Here is a 14,062-nt window from a genome sequence, read left to right as displayed (position 1 = left end):
GCATAAAAAAGGCATGCGGGTCGTCACCATCTCCGCGACGTACGGCACCGCCGGCAGCGTGATCGGGCCGGCGGTGGCCGGGCGCCTCGGTGTGCCCTTCATGGACCGGGCGATTCCCGGCGCGGTGGCTGACGAGCTCGGCTGCACGCTGGAGGAGGCCCTCTCCCACGACGACCGGGCCGAGCACGGGTTCGGCCGGCTACTGGCGGAGGCCATGCGGTTCCCCACGGTGAGCTTCGGCGGGATGGACATGTACCTCCCGGGGAACATGCCGCTGCCCGCCGAGGACTTCGTCGCCCATACGGAAAGAGTGATCAGGCAGACCGCGCGCGGTCAGGGCGGGGTGTTCCTCGGCAGGGCCGGGGCGCTGGTCCTGGCCGACCATCCCGGCGCGCTGCACGTGCGGCTGGACGCGTCCCCGGAACGCAGGGTGATCCAGACGGCGACCCTGACCGGGGTGACCGAGCGTCAGGCGCGCAGGCTCGTGGAGGACAACGACCGGGCGCGGGCCGCCTACGTCCGGCATTTCTACCACGTGGCGGCGGCATCACCGCTTCTTTACCATTTGGTAATAGACAGTACGAGTATCCCGATCGACACGTGCGTGGAGCTGATCGTGACCGCGTCGACGGCGCTGAGCTGAGCTGAGCGCGGTACGGACACCTGTCGGATGGTGGCACCATGGAGGCATCCCAACCAAGTCAGTCGCAAAGGAGCGGATTGACTGTGGCCACCGTGCCGAGTGTGTCGTACTCCATCACCGTGCGCCTGGAGGTGCCGGCAGGTGGCAAGGCCGTCAGCCAGCTCACCCATGCCGTCGAATCCGCAGGGGGCGTGGTCACCGCGCTCGACGTGACCAACGCCGGTCACGAGACCCTGCGCATCGACGTGACCTGTGCCGCGCGTGACACCGACCACGCCCAGACGATCGTCGACAAGCTCGACGCCGTCGAGGGCGTCGTCATCCACAAGGTCTCCGACCGCACCTTCCTCATGCATCTCGGCGGCAAGATCGAGATGAAGTCGAAGGTCCCGCTGCGTAACCGTGACGAGCTGTCCATGGCCTACACCCCCGGCGTCGCCCGGGTCTCCATGGCCATCGCCCGCAACCCCGAGGACGCCCGGCGCTTGACCATCAAGCGCAACAGTGTCGCCGTGGTCACCGACGGCTCCGCCGTACTGGGCCTGGGCAACATCGGGCCGGCTGCCGCGCTGCCCGTCATGGAGGGCAAGGCCGCGCTGTTCAAGCGGTTCGCCGACATCGACGCCTGGCCGATCTGCCTGGACACCCAGGACGTGGACAGCATCGTCGAGGTCGTCCGCTGCATCGCCCCCGGCTTCGGCGGCATCAACCTGGAGGACATCTCGGCGCCACGCTGCTTCGAGGTGGAGCGGCGGCTGCGCGAGCTGCTGGACATCCCGGTCTTCCACGACGACCAGCACGGCACCGCGATCTGCGTGCTCGCCGCGCTCACCAACGCCCTGCGCGTGGTCGGCAAGGAGCTGGGCGAGGTCCGCATCGCCCTCGCCGGCGCGGGCGCCGCGGGCACGGCGGTGCTCCGCCTGCTGCTTGCGGCCGGTGCGCGCGACGTCATCGTCTGCGACTACCTGGGCGCGGTGCACGGCGGCCGTGAGGACCTGGACGACTCGCTCCGGTGGATCGCCGACCACACCAACGCCGACGGCTACGCGGGTGACCTGCGCGGTGCGGTCAAGGACGCCGACGTGTTCATCGGCGTCTCCGCCCCCGGCATCCTCAACGGCGACGACATCGCCACGATGGCCGAGGGGGCGGTGGTCTTCGCACTGGCCAACCCCGAGCCGGAGGTCTCGCCGGACGACGCCCGCGAGCATGCCGCCGTGGTCGCCACCGGCCGCTCGGACTACCCGAACCAGATCAACAACGTGCTCGCCTTCCCCGGCGTCTTCCGCGGCCTGCTCGACGCCCAGGCCAACGTGGTCAGCCAGGAGATGCTGCTGGCGGCGGCCAGGGCACTGGCCGCCGTGGTCACCGACGAGGAGCTCGGCCCGAACTACATCATCCCGAGCGTGTTCCACGCCGATGTCGCGGGCGCCGTCGCGGCGGCCGTGCGCGAGTCGGCCGGAGGCCGGGCGCGCAGCGGTATGACCGAGGCGTGACGGCCGCGGAAGGGCCGCATCCGTCATCCGGACCAGAGCCTCCGTCGCGCGGCGACGTCGTTCGTCACATCTCTTGAGCGTGACACCCCCGCCTTCGGGCGGGGGTGGAAACGTAGCACGGTGCCACATGATTCGGTAACGTGTTCGATGGTGGCGATGACCAAGCCACTGCTCGCGTGATCGGTGCCATCCTCGCCGCCGGGCCGGCGGCGGGGTGAAACGCCTGCGGGGCCGGGTGAGACCGCAACGGAGCTCCTTCCGGGCGGGCGACCGGCGGCGAGCCGGGAAGCCCACGGGCGACCGTGGGAGTCCCCTCCCTTTGGGGAGGGGAGGATGTCAAGATGGGGTTATGGCGGAGGCGATCCATGTGGGTGGGCTGCTGGTGGCTACACCGCAGCTCGACGATCCCAACTTCCGGCGCTGCGTGGTCCTGATCCTGGAATACGACATCGGCGGCGGCACCCTGGGTGTGGTGCTCAACCGGCCCAGCGAGGTCTCGGTGACGCAGGTGCTGCCTACCTGGGATTCCATGGTGACCGGCCCGTCCGTGCTCTTCCAGGGCGGCCCGGTGCAGACCGACAGCGCCCTGGCCCTGGCCGTGGTCCCGAGCGGTCAGGAGCCCCTCGGCTGGCGACGGCTGCACGCGGGCACCGCTGCGGTGTCCCGGCTCGGCACCGTCGACCTCGACGCCCCGCCGGAGATCCTCGCCGGGGAGATCGCGCAGATGCGGATCTTCGCGGGATACGCCGGGTGGACCGCCGGTCAACTGGAGAACGAGATAGGGGAGGGCGCCTGGTACGTCGTGGACTCCGAGCCCGGCGACACCTTCCATCACGATCCCGGATCGCTCTGGCGTGCGGTGCTCCGTCGTCAGCGCGGCGAGCTCGCCTATGTGGCGACCTGTCCCGACGACCCCTCGATGAACTAGGGCCTGTCCCAGCCGGGGCGCAGTGAGCGCTGGGCCAGTTCCAGCGCGGCCTCCAGTCTCCTGGCCACGGTGGTGAGGTCGGGGATGCCACCGGGGAAGTCGTCGTGCTCGCAGAGCTCGAGACCGACCCGGGTCACGGCGGTGAAGAGCGCGACGACGAAGTGGGCGAGGAGATCGTCGCAGTGGGCGCTCTCGCGCCGGGCGACCTCGGCGATCAACTGCCGCTCGTTCTCCATCATCCGCCGCACACTCCCGGCGAAGAGCGCGGGGGTGGCGTCGATCAGCTCGCGTGCTCTGAGGAACCTGGCTCGGTCGGCGAGATCCCCCTCCTCTAGCATGGTGACCATCGCGCGCACGGCATGGTTGAGCGCGGTGAACGGCGGCTCCTCCATCGGCCGGGCCGCCAGTTCGGAGAGCACGACCTCAAAGCCGTCGAGAGGCAGGCAGAGGGCGACGTCCTCCTTGGTCGCGAAGTAGCGGAAGAACGTGCGAGGTGAGACGTCCGCAGCGGCCGCGATCTGATCCACGGTCGTGGCCTCGTAGCCCTGCTCGGCGAACATGGCGAGGGCGGCGTCGACCAGCGCCAACCGCGTCTTCTGCTTCTTGCGTTCGCGCAGACCGGTCCCGCCCATGCCCGTCACCCCTTCGAAACGTGGTGTTCACATTCTGCCATAAGTCATGGCCTGCCGTATAAAACGATTTGTCAATTGTCAGCGACTGACATAAATTACCTTGGGTTGAAACGCCTCATGCGGGGGCGGACCAGATCATGAGGGGGACCCTTCCAATGGCAGAGGCCAAGACGGTGGCCGTCGCACCACCGCCAGACCCCGGCGCGTCGTCGAAGCAGGGGCATCCGTGGCTCACGCTTCTCTCGGTGTCGCTTGGTGTGATCATGGTGATGCTCGACGGCACCGTCGTCGGTATCGCCAACCCGGTGATCGCTCAGGACCTCAACGCGTCCCTGGCCGATCTCCAATGGGTGACCAGCGGCTACCTGCTCGCGCTCGCCGTCTTCCTGATCACCGCGGGCAAACTCGGTGACCTGTTCGGACACAAGAAGATCTTCTTGATCGGGGTCGCCGGCTTCGCGCTCACCTCGCTCGCGATCGGCCTCAGCTCCTCGATCGGCATGCTGATCGGGCTGCGCGTGCTCCAGGGTCTGTTCGGCGCGCTGCTCCAGCCCGCCGCCCTCGCGCTGCTGCGGGTGGCCTTCCCCGGCGAGCGGCTGAAGATGGCGATGGGCGCCTGGGGCGGCATCATCGGCCTGTCCAGCGCCGCCGGTCCGATCGTCGGCGGACTGCTCGTGGAGCACGTGAGCTGGCAGTCGGTCTTCTTCATCAACGTCCCGGTGGGCATTGTGGCCCTCGCCATGGGCCTGTGGGTCCTCACTGAGAGCAAGGCGCGGGCCCTGTCGAAGGTCGACTGGCTGGGCGTCGTGCTGCTGTCGGGTGCCATGTTCTCCCTGGTCTGGGCGATCATCAAGGCTCCGGAGTGGGGCTGGGGCGACTCGCTGACCATCGGCTTCCTGATCGCGACCGTGGTGCTGGGGGCCGTGTTCGTGTGGTGGCAGGCCCGGGCCGCCGAACCGCTCGTGCCGCTCAGCCTTTTCAGCAACGCCTCGGTCTCCATCGGCACCGGCCTGATGATGCTCGTCGCGTTCTCCATGTTCGGCGCGATGTTCTTCCTGACGTTCTTCTTCCAGGGGGTGCGCGGGCTCTCGCCGCTGGACTCCGGCCTTCAGATGCTGCCGATGAGCGCGGGCATGATCGTCGCCTCCCCGCTGGCCGCGGTGCTCCTCGGCAAGTTCGGCACCAAGATCACAATCGCGGGTGGCATGCTGGTCACCGCCCTGGCGATGTTCCTGATGTCCCAGCTCAGCATCGACGCCACGTTCATCGACAGCGCGATCCCCTTCGTCCTGCTCGCCTTCGGACTCTCGCCGGTCTTCGTCGGTGCCACCGAGATCATCGTCGGCAACGCCCCCGAGGACCTGAGCGGCGTCGCGGGCGGCGTCCAGCAGTCGGCCATGCAGGTCGGCGGCGCGCTCGGCACGGCCATCCTCGGCGCGATCGTGTCGGCGAAGGTGGCGGACGTCTACGCCGGCCACTGGGCGCAGGCCAAGCTCCCGCCGCTGCCGCCGGAGCAGGTCGACGGGCTCAAGGAGCTGGCGACCTTCGGCGGGGCGCCCAGCGCCCAGATGATGCCCGGCGTGCCCGAGCAGATCGTCCAGGGCATCACCAAGGTGTCGCACCTGTCGTTCCTCGACGGCATGCACCTCGGCTTCACGGTCAGCACCGGTGTCGCGATCCTCGCGGCGGTGCTCGCGCTGTTCGTCAAGGCGGGCCGCAAGACCGAGGACGCCCCGATCCACATGGGCTGATCCCGCACTTCCGCCGTACGGCTCCCGCCTTCCTCAGGCGGGAGCCGTACGCGTTCACCGGGGCGGAACGACGAGACCGGAGCGGCCGGATCGTCACACGGTCGGCGTCGGCGCGGTGACCGCGCCGTCGCGGGCATAAAATCTGCAGGGTGAGCACGAAGATTCTCCCAGAGAGTGACATCCGGCCGGACCTGTCGCACGGTGACGGCGACCACGAGCGGTTCGCCCACTACGTCGAGAAGAACAAGATCATGGAGAGCGCGTTCAGCGGCACCCCCGTGCGCGCACTCTGCGGCAAGGTCTGGGTGCCGAATCGGGATCCGCAGAAGTTTCCGGTCTGCCCTGAATGCAAGGAGATCTACGAGGGGCTGCCCAAGGGCGAAGACAACAGCAACGAGTGAGTGTTGTTCGTGGGTGATCGCCACCGATGAGGCTACGGTCGGGATGCCGCTGGGGAGCGGCAGTCGACCAGTGGGTGTGACCTGTCGGGGGAGTGCATGGCTTGGCGCGCGATCGCCGCTGTTTCGGTGTGCCTGTTCACAGCGGGTGCCGCTCCTGCCATCCCCGCCGCGGCATCCGCTGTGCCCGCGACCGCCCTACCCGCGGTCGTCCGGTCCGCGGTGAACGGCCAGGCCGCCATGCCCACCGCGGCCGTCCGGTCCGCGGTGACCGGCTCCCCGGGGTGCGACACCGTCGCGCGGCGGGTGACCTCCGGGCGCGGGCCCGAGCCGCACGCCCCGGCCCCGGCGCAGGTCGCGGAGATGTTCGCCGACCTGAGGCGGCGCCAGTCGGGGATGCGCCGTGGGCCGTGGGCCCCGATCACGGTCCCCACCTGGGTGCACGTCATCTCCGCCGGTCCCCTGGGGGCGCGGGACAGCGCGGTGCGCGACCAGCTGGCCGCGCTCAACGCTGCCTACGGCGGTCGGCTCGGCGGGGTGGACACCGGGATCCAGTTCCGGCTCGACGGTCTCACCCGGACCGAGAACGCCGCCTGGTTCCGGGCGCCGCTCGCCTACGAGGCGGCGATAAAGCGGTTGCGCAGGGGCGGCGCCGGAACGCTCAACCTCTACGTCGCCCAGCTCAGCCAGCTGGTCCTCGGTTACTCCACCTACCCCTACCTGTACAAGAGCCAGCCCGCGCTCGACGGCGTGGTCATCGACTGGCGCAGCCTGCCCGGCGGGTCACTGCGCAACTTCGACCGCGGGTTCACCGGGGTGCACGAGATCGGCCACTGGCTCGGGCTCCTGCACACCTTCGAGAACGGCTGCGTCTCGCCGGGCGACGGGGTGGCCGACACCGCGCCGGAGAGCAAGCCCACCGAGGGCTGCCCGGTGAGCAAGGACACCTGCAACGGGGAGGGCGGCGACCCGGTCCACAACTTCATGGACTACACCCATGATCACTGCATGTCGGAGTTCACCGCCGGTCAGGCCGCCAGGATGCACGAGATGTGGGCGGTTTACCGTGGTTCGGAGCCGGACCTTACCCTTGACGGGTGACAGCACCGAAGGCGACTGACGCTCCATACGCACCCCCCCGGATCTTCGGTCCCGCGTACCGTACGGCCAGCCTGGGAATCCTGCTCGTCGTCACGCTGATCGCCTTCGAGGGCATGTCGGTCGGCGCTATCATGCCCGCGGTGTCCGACGACCTCGACGCGCTCGACCTGTACGGCATGAGCCTCTCGGTCTTCCTCATCGCCGGCCTGCTGGCCAACGTCGTCGCCGGGCTCTGGTCCGACCGCCGGGGCCATGCCCTGCCCTTCCTGCTCGGGGTGGGCCTGTTCGTGGCCGGCATGGTCGTGGCGGGCGCGGCCGGGACGAAGGAGCTGTTCATCGTGGGCCGCGTCGTCCAGGGACTGGGCGGCGGCGCGGTCATCGTGGCGATCTACGTGATGATCGTGCGGGTCTACGTCCCCGAGGCCCGGCCCAAGGTGTTCGCCGCCCTGTCCGCCGCCTGGGTGCTGCCCGCCCTGATCGGGCCCGGCGTGGGCGGGATCGTCGCCCAGACGGCTGGCTGGCGCTGGGTCTTCTTCGGGATCGTGCCGCTGGTGATCCCGGCCATGCTGATGCTCCTGCCCGCGCTGCGCACCGATGAGGGCCCGGCGCCCGCACCGCCGACCGGCCCCCGGTCCCGGCCGCTGGCGATGACCCTGGCGGCCACGGCCACGGCGGCGGGCGCCGGGACGCTGCTGTACGGCGTGGACCGGCTGCACACCATCCCGCTCCCCGGGGCGATCGCCACCGCGGTGGGATTCGTCGCGCTGGCCGTGGGCCTGCCCAGGCTGCTGCCTCCCGGCGCGCTGCGGTTCGGCCGGGGCCTGCCCACCACCGTCATGATGCGCGGCGTGCTCTCCTCCGCGTTCTTCGGGATCAACATGTTCCTCCCGTTGCTCCTCACCAAGGTGTCCGGCCTGTCGGTCGCCCAGGCCGGTGTCGCGCTGACCACCGGGGCGCTGGGCTGGACCGTCGGCTCCTACCTGCAGAGCCGCCGCGAGTACGACCGGCCCCGGCTGGTACGGCTCGCCGCGGCCGCCGTCACCGCCGGCATCGTGCTGACCATGCTCGCGCTCGTCCCCGGTCTCACCGGCTGGGTCACCGTGCCCGCCTGGGTCGTCGCCGGATTCGGCATGGGCATCGGCACCCCCAGCATCAGTGTCACCACGATGCGCCAGTCACCCGACGCGGAACAGGGTGCCAACTCCGCGGCCCTCCAGGTCGTCGACACCCTGGGCAGCGCGCTCACGGTCGGCATCGGCGGTGTGTTGATCAACCTGATCGGCCACGACGACATCGCCACCGGCTACGCCACGCTCGCCGTTCTCATGGTGGCCATCGGGCTGCTCGGGGTGGTCGTCGCCGGACGGATGCGGGACGTCTCCTGACCTCTCGGGCCGTTCCCGACGCTCCGGGCGGGGCCGGTCCCCAGCCAGGCGGCGTGGCGAGAGGCCGTCTCCTTCGCGGAAGCCGAGGAGTCGCAACGACGATCGCCTATAGCCGGACCGCGCCCCGGCGGGCATGGTAGGACGGTAGACCGTGACCACCGGGAGGAGGCGTCGTGGACGAACGTCCCCACCGGGCGTGGCCGCCGGAGGAGTCCGGCCGCAGGGGGCAGCATCGGGCGCGGGAACCGCGGAAGCCGCGGGAGCGTGAGGGCGGCGAGGAGTTCGGGGCATGGCCTCCGGAGGAGTCCGGCCGCAGGGGGCGGCGCCCGGCAGCGGAGGCACCGCAGGACGATCTTCCTCCGTCGGCCCGCCTGTACGGCGCACCGGCCGCCCCGCCCCGCCGCCGGGTCCGGGGCCGTCTGCGCCGCCGCCCGCTCGGAGCGGTGGCCCTGGTGGTCGCTGCCGGAGCCGTCGTCGCCGCAGGCGCCGTCCTGGCGCCCCGGGTGCTTCCGTCATCCACGGCCCCGCCCTCGTCGTCGGCCGGGGTGAGCGACCCGCTCGCGGGGGTGGGGTATCCGCTGCCCGCAGGGTGGCGGGCCGGTGCGGTCCCCCCGGTCACCGGGTTCACCTCGGTGGCGGGCACCGGGGGCGCGGCGACGGTGATGACCAGACCGGCGGAGCCGGTGAACGACGCGCGCGAGGCCGCGGTGGAACTCGCCGACCTGTACGCGCGCCTGCTGCTGCACGGTGACGAGGTCAAGGTCGTGGACGACCGGACGGTGACGGTGGGCGGGCGGAGCGGCCACAGCCGCTCCCTCCGGGCGGAGTATCAGGACCTCGTCAACCGTCCCGGCTATCTCCGTGTGGTGTTTCTCACCGGCGCGGGCGGCCGGCCGGTCGTCATACTGGGCATGGCCCAGCCGGACGACCCCCGGCTCCGGGCCGAGATCGACGCCGTGATCACCGGAGTGCGTTAGGCAGGCCGGAGGCCGGTGCCGCCTCGCTGCCGGGCGCCTGTGACGGGGCGTCCGCCCGGCGGCCCGGGGCTCCGGACGGCCGGGCCGTACAAGGCCGGAAAATCTCTAGCATATGGAGGTGATCTTGGCGAGGATCTCGCCGGATCGGCACGTCTTGTCGGCGATGCCGATTACGCTGGGGACACTGTGAGCACTTCCGCCGCATCCCACCTGTCACCCTCGTATCCGGACCGTGCCGCCTGGGGCACCGCGCCGAAGCTCCGCGCCTGGCAGCAGGAGGCGTTTGACCTGTACTCCAGGGGCGAGCCACGCGACTTCCTCGCGGTCGCGACGCCCGGCGCGGGCAAGACGACCTTCGCGTTGCGCATCGCCAGCGACCTCCTGTCGCGGGGGATCATCCGGGCTGTGACGATCGTCACACCCACCGAGCACCTCAAGCAGCAGTGGGCCGACGCCGCGTCCAGGGTCGGCATCGCCATCGATCCCGAGTTCAAGAACAGCCAGGGCACGACCTCGCCGAGCTACGTCGGAGTGGCCGTCACCTATGCCCAGATCGCGATGCACCCGGCGCTGCACCGCGCCCGGACCGAGGCCCGCAAGACGCTCGTCATCTTCGACGAGATCCACCACGCGGGCGACGCCAAGTCCTGGGGCGACGGCGTGCGGGAGGCGTTCGAGCCCGCCGCCCGCCGCCTGGCGCTGACCGGCACGCCGTTCCGGTCCGACGTCAACCCCATCCCGTTCGTCGGCTACGCCGAGGACGGGGACGGCGTCCGGCGCAGCGTCTCCGACTACTCCTACGGGTACGGCCCGGCGCTCGCCGACGGCGTCGTCCGGCCGGTCATCTTCCTCGCCTACTCCGGCGAGATGCGCTGGCGGACCCGCGCGGGCGACGAGATCGCCGCGACCCTCGGCACCCCGCTCACCAAGGACCAGCTCGGCCAGGCGTGGAAGGCCGCGCTCGACCCCAAGGGCGACTGGATCCGGCAGGTGCTCCGCGCGGCCGACCGGCGGCTGGCCGAGGTCCGCCGGGGTGTGCCCGACGCCGGTGCCCTGGTCATCGCCACCGACCACGAGACGGCGCGCGCCTACGCCAAGCACATCCGGACGATCACCGGTGAGGGCGCCACGGTCGTGCTCTCCGACGATCCGGAGGCGTCAAAGAAGATCAAGCAGTTCTCCGCGTCCCAGGACCGCTGGCTGGTCGCGGTGCGCATGGTCTCCGAGGGCGTCGACATCCCCCGCCTGGCCGTCGGGGTGTACGCCACGAGCATCTCGACCCCGCTGTTCTTCGCCCAGGCCGTCGGCCGTTTCGTCCGGGCGCGCAAGCGCGGCGAGATCGCCTCGGTGTTCCTGCCCTCGGTGCCCACCCTGATGGGGCTGGCCGGGGAGATGGAGGCCGAGCGCGACCATGTGCTCGACCGCAACCTGCCCGAGGAGGGGCTCGACGACTTCCTCCTCGACGACGCCCAGCGCAGGAAGGACAACCCCGACGTCCTGGGCGACGAGCTGCCCTTCGAGACGCTGGAGGCGGTCGCCACCTTCGACCGGGTGCTCTTCGACGGCGGCGAGTTCGGCACCGCCGCCGAGGCGGGCTCACCCGAGGAGGAAGACTTCCTGGGCCTTCCCGGCCTGCTGGAGCCCGACCAGGTGCGGACCCTGCTGAGCAAGCGCCAGTCCGACCAGCTGCGGGCCAAGCGCGACCGCCCCGAGCCCAAGGAGCCCCAGCTGGCTCCGCACGAGCTCATCGCCAACCTCCGCAAGGAGCTCAACGGGCTGGTCGGCGCATGGAACCACCGCACCGGCCAGCCGCACGGCGTCATCCACGCCGAGCTCCGCCGCGCCTGCGGTGGGCCGGCCATCGCGCAGGCCACCGCCGAGCAGGTCCAGGAGCGGATCGACAAGATCCGCCAATGGGCCACCCAGCGGTCGCGTTAACCTCCCTGGCTGCGGACCACCGGGTCGCCGCTGAGCTGGACTCCGGCGGCGTCGAGCTCGGCCAGCGCGGACTCCGTGGTGGACCTGGCCACCCCGGCGGTCAGGTTCAGCAGCACCCGTACGGCCAGGCCGTTGCCGACCGCGTCCAGGGCGGTGGCGCGCACGCAGTGGTCGGTGGCGATGCCGACGACGTCCACCGCGCTCACCCGGCGCCGGGCGAGCCAGTCGGCGAGGCCCGTGCCATCGGGGGCGCCGCCCTCGAAGCCGCTGTAGGCGGCGGCGTGGGCGCCCTTGCTGAACACCTCCTCGACGCTTCCGGTGTCGAAGGCGGGGTGGAAGCCGGCGCCCGGGGTGCCGGCCACGCAGTGGGCCGGCCAGGAGCTCACATAGTCGGGGTTGGCGGCGAAGTGCTCGCCGGGGTCCACGTGGAAGTCGCGGGTCGCCACGATGTGGTCGTAGCCGTGCGAGGCGGCGTGCCGGGAGATGGCGGCGGCGACCTCGGCGCCGCCGCCCACCGGCAGGCTGCCGCCCTCGCAGAAGTCGTTCTGGACGTCGACGATGATTAGCGCGGTTGCCATGGAAGTCAGTCAAACACGGTCGGAATGGCGGCGTAGCCCCGGGACAGCTGATGGGCCGTGGCCGGAAGTTCGGCGACGGCCTCACGGTGCCGCTGGCGGGCCGCCGCCAGCTCCTCCCGGCCGACGATCTCACCGTCGCGGACCAGCTCGGTCTGGAGCGGGCGGGCGTCGACGGGCCGGTCGCCGGAGACGGTGACCAGCTCGGCGACCGCCGTCCCCGCGGGATCGAGCTGCCGGAACGCCTCCTTGCGGCCGCCCCGGCTGGGCTTGCCCACCGACCTCTTGGCCACCGGCTGCATGACCCCCTCGGCGTCCTCCCGCACCACGAGCTTGTAGACCAGTGCGGCCGTCGGCACCCCGGAGCCGGTCACCAGCGAGGTGCCGACGCCGTAGGCGTCCACGGGAGCCGACGACAGCGCCGCGATCGTGTACTCGTCCAGGTCGCTGGTGACGAGGATGCGGGTCTTCTCGGCGCCCAGCGCGTCGAGCTGCCCGCGGACGGCGTGGGCGACCTCCGACAGGTCGCCGGAGTCGAGGCGGACGGCTCCCAGATCGGGGCCCGCCAGCTCCACGCCGGTCCGTACGGCCTCCGCCACGTCATAGGTGTCGACCAGCAGCGTGGTGCCGGTGCCGAGCGAGTTGATCTGGGCCTGGAAGGCCTGCTTCTCCGAATCGTGCAGCAGCGTGAACGCGTGGGCCGCGGTCCCGGCGGTCGGCACGCCGTACCGGTGGCCGGCCATCAGGTTGGAGGTGGAGGCGAACCCGCTCAGGTAGGCGGCCCGCGCGGCGGCCACGGCCGCCATCTCGTGGGTGCGCCGCGAGCCCATCTCGACGATCGGCCTGGACCCGGCGGCGTGGACCATGCGGGAGGCGGCGGTGGCGATCGCGCAGTCGTGGTTGAGGATCGACAGGATGACCGTCTCCAGCAGCACGGCCTCGGCGAAGGTGCTCTCCACCGTCAGGATGGGAGAACCGGGGAAGTAGCACTCGCCCTCGCGGTAGCCGTACAGGTGGCCGGAGAACCGGTAGCCGGCGAGGAAGTCGACGGTGGGTGCGTCGACGATCCGGTTGTCGCGGAGGAACGCGAGGTCCTCCGCGCCGAACCTGAAGTCCTCCAGCGCCTCCAGCACCCGGCCGATCCCGGCGACCACGCCGTAGCGCCGCCCTCCCGGCAACTGGCGCGCGAACACCTCGAACACCGCACGCCGCGACGCCGCTCCGCTGCGCAGCGCCGCCTGTACCATCGTCAGCTCGTAGTGATCTGTCAGCAACGCCCTGCTCATGTTTGTCAACGACACGAGTCGAAGACTAGGCCAGCGGTAGGGCACACTGGTCTGTGTGGGTAGAACGGCTCCAATGGAGGTCGAGCGTCCGTCAACCGACGTCCGGCCTGATCTGCCATGGCTGACGATCGTCTGGAACGACCCGGTCAACCTGATGTCCTACGTCACGTACGTCTTTCAGTCCGTCTTCGGTTATTCGAAGGAGAAGGCGGAGAAACTGATGCTCGACGTGCACCAGAAGGGCAGGGCGGTGGTGTCCAGCGGCACCCGTGAGGAGATGGAGCGCGACGCGCAGATCATGCACTCCTACGGGCTCTGGGCCACCGTGCAACGGGATTCGTGAGCGGCGGATCCGGCGGGGTTCCGGCCGCGGTGCCGCCCGGCCGGGTTCCGCGGGAAACGAGCGAGGAGTGGTGAGCGAGCGGTGAGTTCAGGGTTCAAGCGGGGGCGCAAGGGCAGTGTGATCACTGTCTTCGACGCCGCCGAGGTCTCGATCCTGCGTTCGCTGGTCTCCCAGATCCTCGGCCTGATCGAGCCGGGGGAGACCGGGAGCGATCCGCTGGAGCGCGCGCTCGGCATCGGCCCGTCCGAGCAGTCCGCCGATCCGGTGCTGGCCCGGCTGTTCCCCTCGGCCTACGAGGACGCCGAGCAGTCCGCCGAGTTCCGCCGCTACACCGAGGCGACGTTGCGCGACGGCAAGCGGGCCGACGCGCAGACCATGCTCGACAGCGCCGAGCCGGGACGGGTCGAGCTCACCCCCGAGCAGGCACAGGCGTGGATGCGCGCACTGAACGACGTACGGCTCGCGCTCGGCACCCGGCTTGAGGTGACCGAGGAGGTCCACGACGAGATCGCCGAGATGGCCGAGAACGACCCGCGCTATCCGGCCTACGTCACCTACGACTGGCTGACCTACCTTCAGGACACCCTGGTCCGTGCCCTTTGGTAACTT

Annotated in this window: 14 protein-coding genes; 11 read left to right on the top strand and 3 right to left on the bottom strand. The window is 70.7% G+C overall.

The annotated features are described in order from the left end of the window. Positions 1 to 13 precede the first annotated feature (13 nt). The 3 genes from OHA77_RS12465 (at position 14) to OHA77_RS12455 (ending at position 3,067) form a co-directional block, all read left to right on the top strand. Positions 14 to 643 (top strand): cytidylate kinase-like family protein, encoded by a 630-nt coding sequence (locus OHA77_RS12465; RefSeq protein WP_326820471.1) that lies wholly within the window; start codon positions 14 to 16, stop codon positions 641 to 643. Between the two features lie 83 nt (positions 644 to 726). Further along, complete coding sequence (locus OHA77_RS12460; RefSeq protein ID WP_406319816.1) at positions 727 to 2,139, top strand: NAD-dependent malic enzyme; 1,413 nt, start codon at positions 727 to 729, stop codon at positions 2,137 to 2,139. Between the two features lie 349 nt (positions 2,140 to 2,488). After that, positions 2,489 to 3,067 (top strand): YqgE/AlgH family protein, encoded by a 579-nt coding sequence (locus OHA77_RS12455; RefSeq protein ID WP_406318179.1) that lies wholly within the window; start codon positions 2,489 to 2,491, stop codon positions 3,065 to 3,067. Here OHA77_RS12455 and OHA77_RS12450 read toward each other — a convergent pair. Then, entirely contained in the window at positions 3,064 to 3,699 is a 636-nt protein-coding gene (locus tag OHA77_RS12450; protein WP_406318178.1) for a TetR family transcriptional regulator, read from the bottom strand. The two genes, OHA77_RS12455 and OHA77_RS12450, sit on opposite strands and share 4 nt — an antisense overlap. Positions 3,700 to 3,854: 155 nt before the next feature. Between OHA77_RS12450 and OHA77_RS12445 the strand changes: the two genes are divergently transcribed. The 6 genes from OHA77_RS12445 to OHA77_RS12420 all read left to right on the top strand — a co-directional run bounded on the left by OHA77_RS12445 (position 3,855) and on the right by OHA77_RS12420 (position 11,249). Further along, positions 3,855 to 5,450 carry a DHA2 family efflux MFS transporter permease subunit gene (locus OHA77_RS12445; protein ID WP_406318177.1) on the top strand — a complete coding sequence of 532 codons (1,596 nt, stop codon included), beginning with the start codon at positions 3,855 to 3,857 and terminating at the stop codon, positions 5,448 to 5,450. Between the two features lie 149 nt (positions 5,451 to 5,599). Then, complete coding sequence (locus OHA77_RS12440; RefSeq protein ID WP_406318176.1) at positions 5,600 to 5,851, top strand: DUF3039 domain-containing protein; 252 nt, start codon at positions 5,600 to 5,602, stop codon at positions 5,849 to 5,851. 96 nt (positions 5,852 to 5,947) lie between these two features. Next, positions 5,948 to 6,949: a zinc metalloprotease gene (locus OHA77_RS12435; RefSeq protein WP_406318175.1), complete on the top strand. Its 1,002-nt coding sequence runs from the start codon at positions 5,948 to 5,950 to the stop codon at positions 6,947 to 6,949. Then, positions 6,946 to 8,334 carry an MFS transporter gene (locus OHA77_RS12430; RefSeq protein WP_406318173.1) on the top strand — a complete coding sequence of 463 codons (1,389 nt, stop codon included), beginning with the start codon at positions 6,946 to 6,948 and terminating at the stop codon, positions 8,332 to 8,334. The genes OHA77_RS12435 and OHA77_RS12430 overlap by 4 nt, the downstream gene beginning before the upstream one ends. A 173-nt stretch (positions 8,335 to 8,507) precedes the next feature. After that, positions 8,508 to 9,311, top strand: a complete 804-nt coding sequence (locus OHA77_RS12425) for a hypothetical protein (RefSeq protein WP_406318171.1) — start codon at positions 8,508 to 8,510, stop codon at positions 9,309 to 9,311. Positions 9,312 to 9,497: 186 nt separating this feature from the next. Next, positions 9,498 to 11,249, top strand: a complete 1,752-nt coding sequence (locus tag OHA77_RS12420) for a DEAD/DEAH box helicase (protein WP_406318169.1) — start codon at positions 9,498 to 9,500, stop codon at positions 11,247 to 11,249. Here OHA77_RS12420 and OHA77_RS12415 read toward each other — a convergent pair. Then, on the bottom strand, positions 11,246 to 11,827 hold the full coding sequence (locus OHA77_RS12415; protein ID WP_406318167.1) for an isochorismatase family protein: 582 nt from the start codon (positions 11,825 to 11,827) through the stop codon (positions 11,246 to 11,248). The genes OHA77_RS12420 and OHA77_RS12415 overlap by 4 nt on opposite strands. A gap of 5 nt (positions 11,828 to 11,832) precedes the next feature. After that, positions 11,833 to 13,110, bottom strand: a complete 1,278-nt coding sequence (locus tag OHA77_RS12410; RefSeq protein ID WP_406319815.1) for a nicotinate phosphoribosyltransferase — start codon at positions 13,108 to 13,110, stop codon at positions 11,833 to 11,835. Between the two features lie 73 nt (positions 13,111 to 13,183). Between OHA77_RS12410 and clpS the strand changes: the two genes are divergently transcribed. Both clpS and OHA77_RS12400 read left to right on the top strand, forming a co-directional pair. Beyond that, the gene (gene clpS, locus OHA77_RS12405; RefSeq protein ID WP_326820481.1) at positions 13,184 to 13,453 is read left to right on the top strand and encodes an ATP-dependent Clp protease adapter ClpS; all 270 of its coding nucleotides are present in this window, start codon (positions 13,184 to 13,186) and stop codon (positions 13,451 to 13,453) included. An 81-nt stretch (positions 13,454 to 13,534) separates the two neighbouring features. Continuing rightward, positions 13,535 to 14,059 carry a DUF2017 domain-containing protein gene (locus OHA77_RS12400; RefSeq protein ID WP_326820482.1) on the top strand — a complete coding sequence of 175 codons (525 nt, stop codon included), beginning with the start codon at positions 13,535 to 13,537 and terminating at the stop codon, positions 14,057 to 14,059. The last annotated feature ends 3 nt before the right edge of the window (positions 14,060 to 14,062 follow it).

The sequence above is a fragment of the Streptosporangium sp. NBC_01639 genome, from assembly GCF_045209755.1.
Lineage (GTDB): Bacteria > Actinomycetota > Actinomycetes > Streptosporangiales > Streptosporangiaceae > Streptosporangium.
This window is presented reverse-complemented; position numbering and strand designations above follow the sequence as displayed.

Coding starts and splice junctions, on each gene's coding strand:
- OHA77_RS12465 (WP_326820471.1), top strand. CDS start 14: ATGCGGGTCGTCACCATCTCCGCGACGTACGGCACCGCCGGCAGCGTG.
- OHA77_RS12455 (WP_406318179.1), top strand. CDS start 2,489: ATGGCGGAGGCGATCCATGTGGGTGGGCTGCTGGTGGCTACACCGCAG.
- OHA77_RS12450 (WP_406318178.1), bottom strand. CDS start 3,699: ATGGGCGGGACCGGTCTGCGCGAACGCAAGAAGCAGAAGACGCGGTTG.
- OHA77_RS12445 (WP_406318177.1), top strand. CDS start 3,855: ATGGCAGAGGCCAAGACGGTGGCCGTCGCACCACCGCCAGACCCCGGC.
- OHA77_RS12435 (WP_406318175.1), top strand. CDS start 5,948: ATGGCTTGGCGCGCGATCGCCGCTGTTTCGGTGTGCCTGTTCACAGCG.
- OHA77_RS12415 (WP_406318167.1), bottom strand. CDS start 11,827: ATGGCAACCGCGCTAATCATCGTCGACGTCCAGAACGACTTCTGCGAG.
- OHA77_RS12410 (WP_406319815.1), bottom strand. CDS start 13,110: ATGAGCAGGGCGTTGCTGACAGATCACTACGAGCTGACGATGGTACAG.
- clpS (WP_326820481.1), top strand. CDS start 13,184: ATGGAGGTCGAGCGTCCGTCAACCGACGTCCGGCCTGATCTGCCATGG.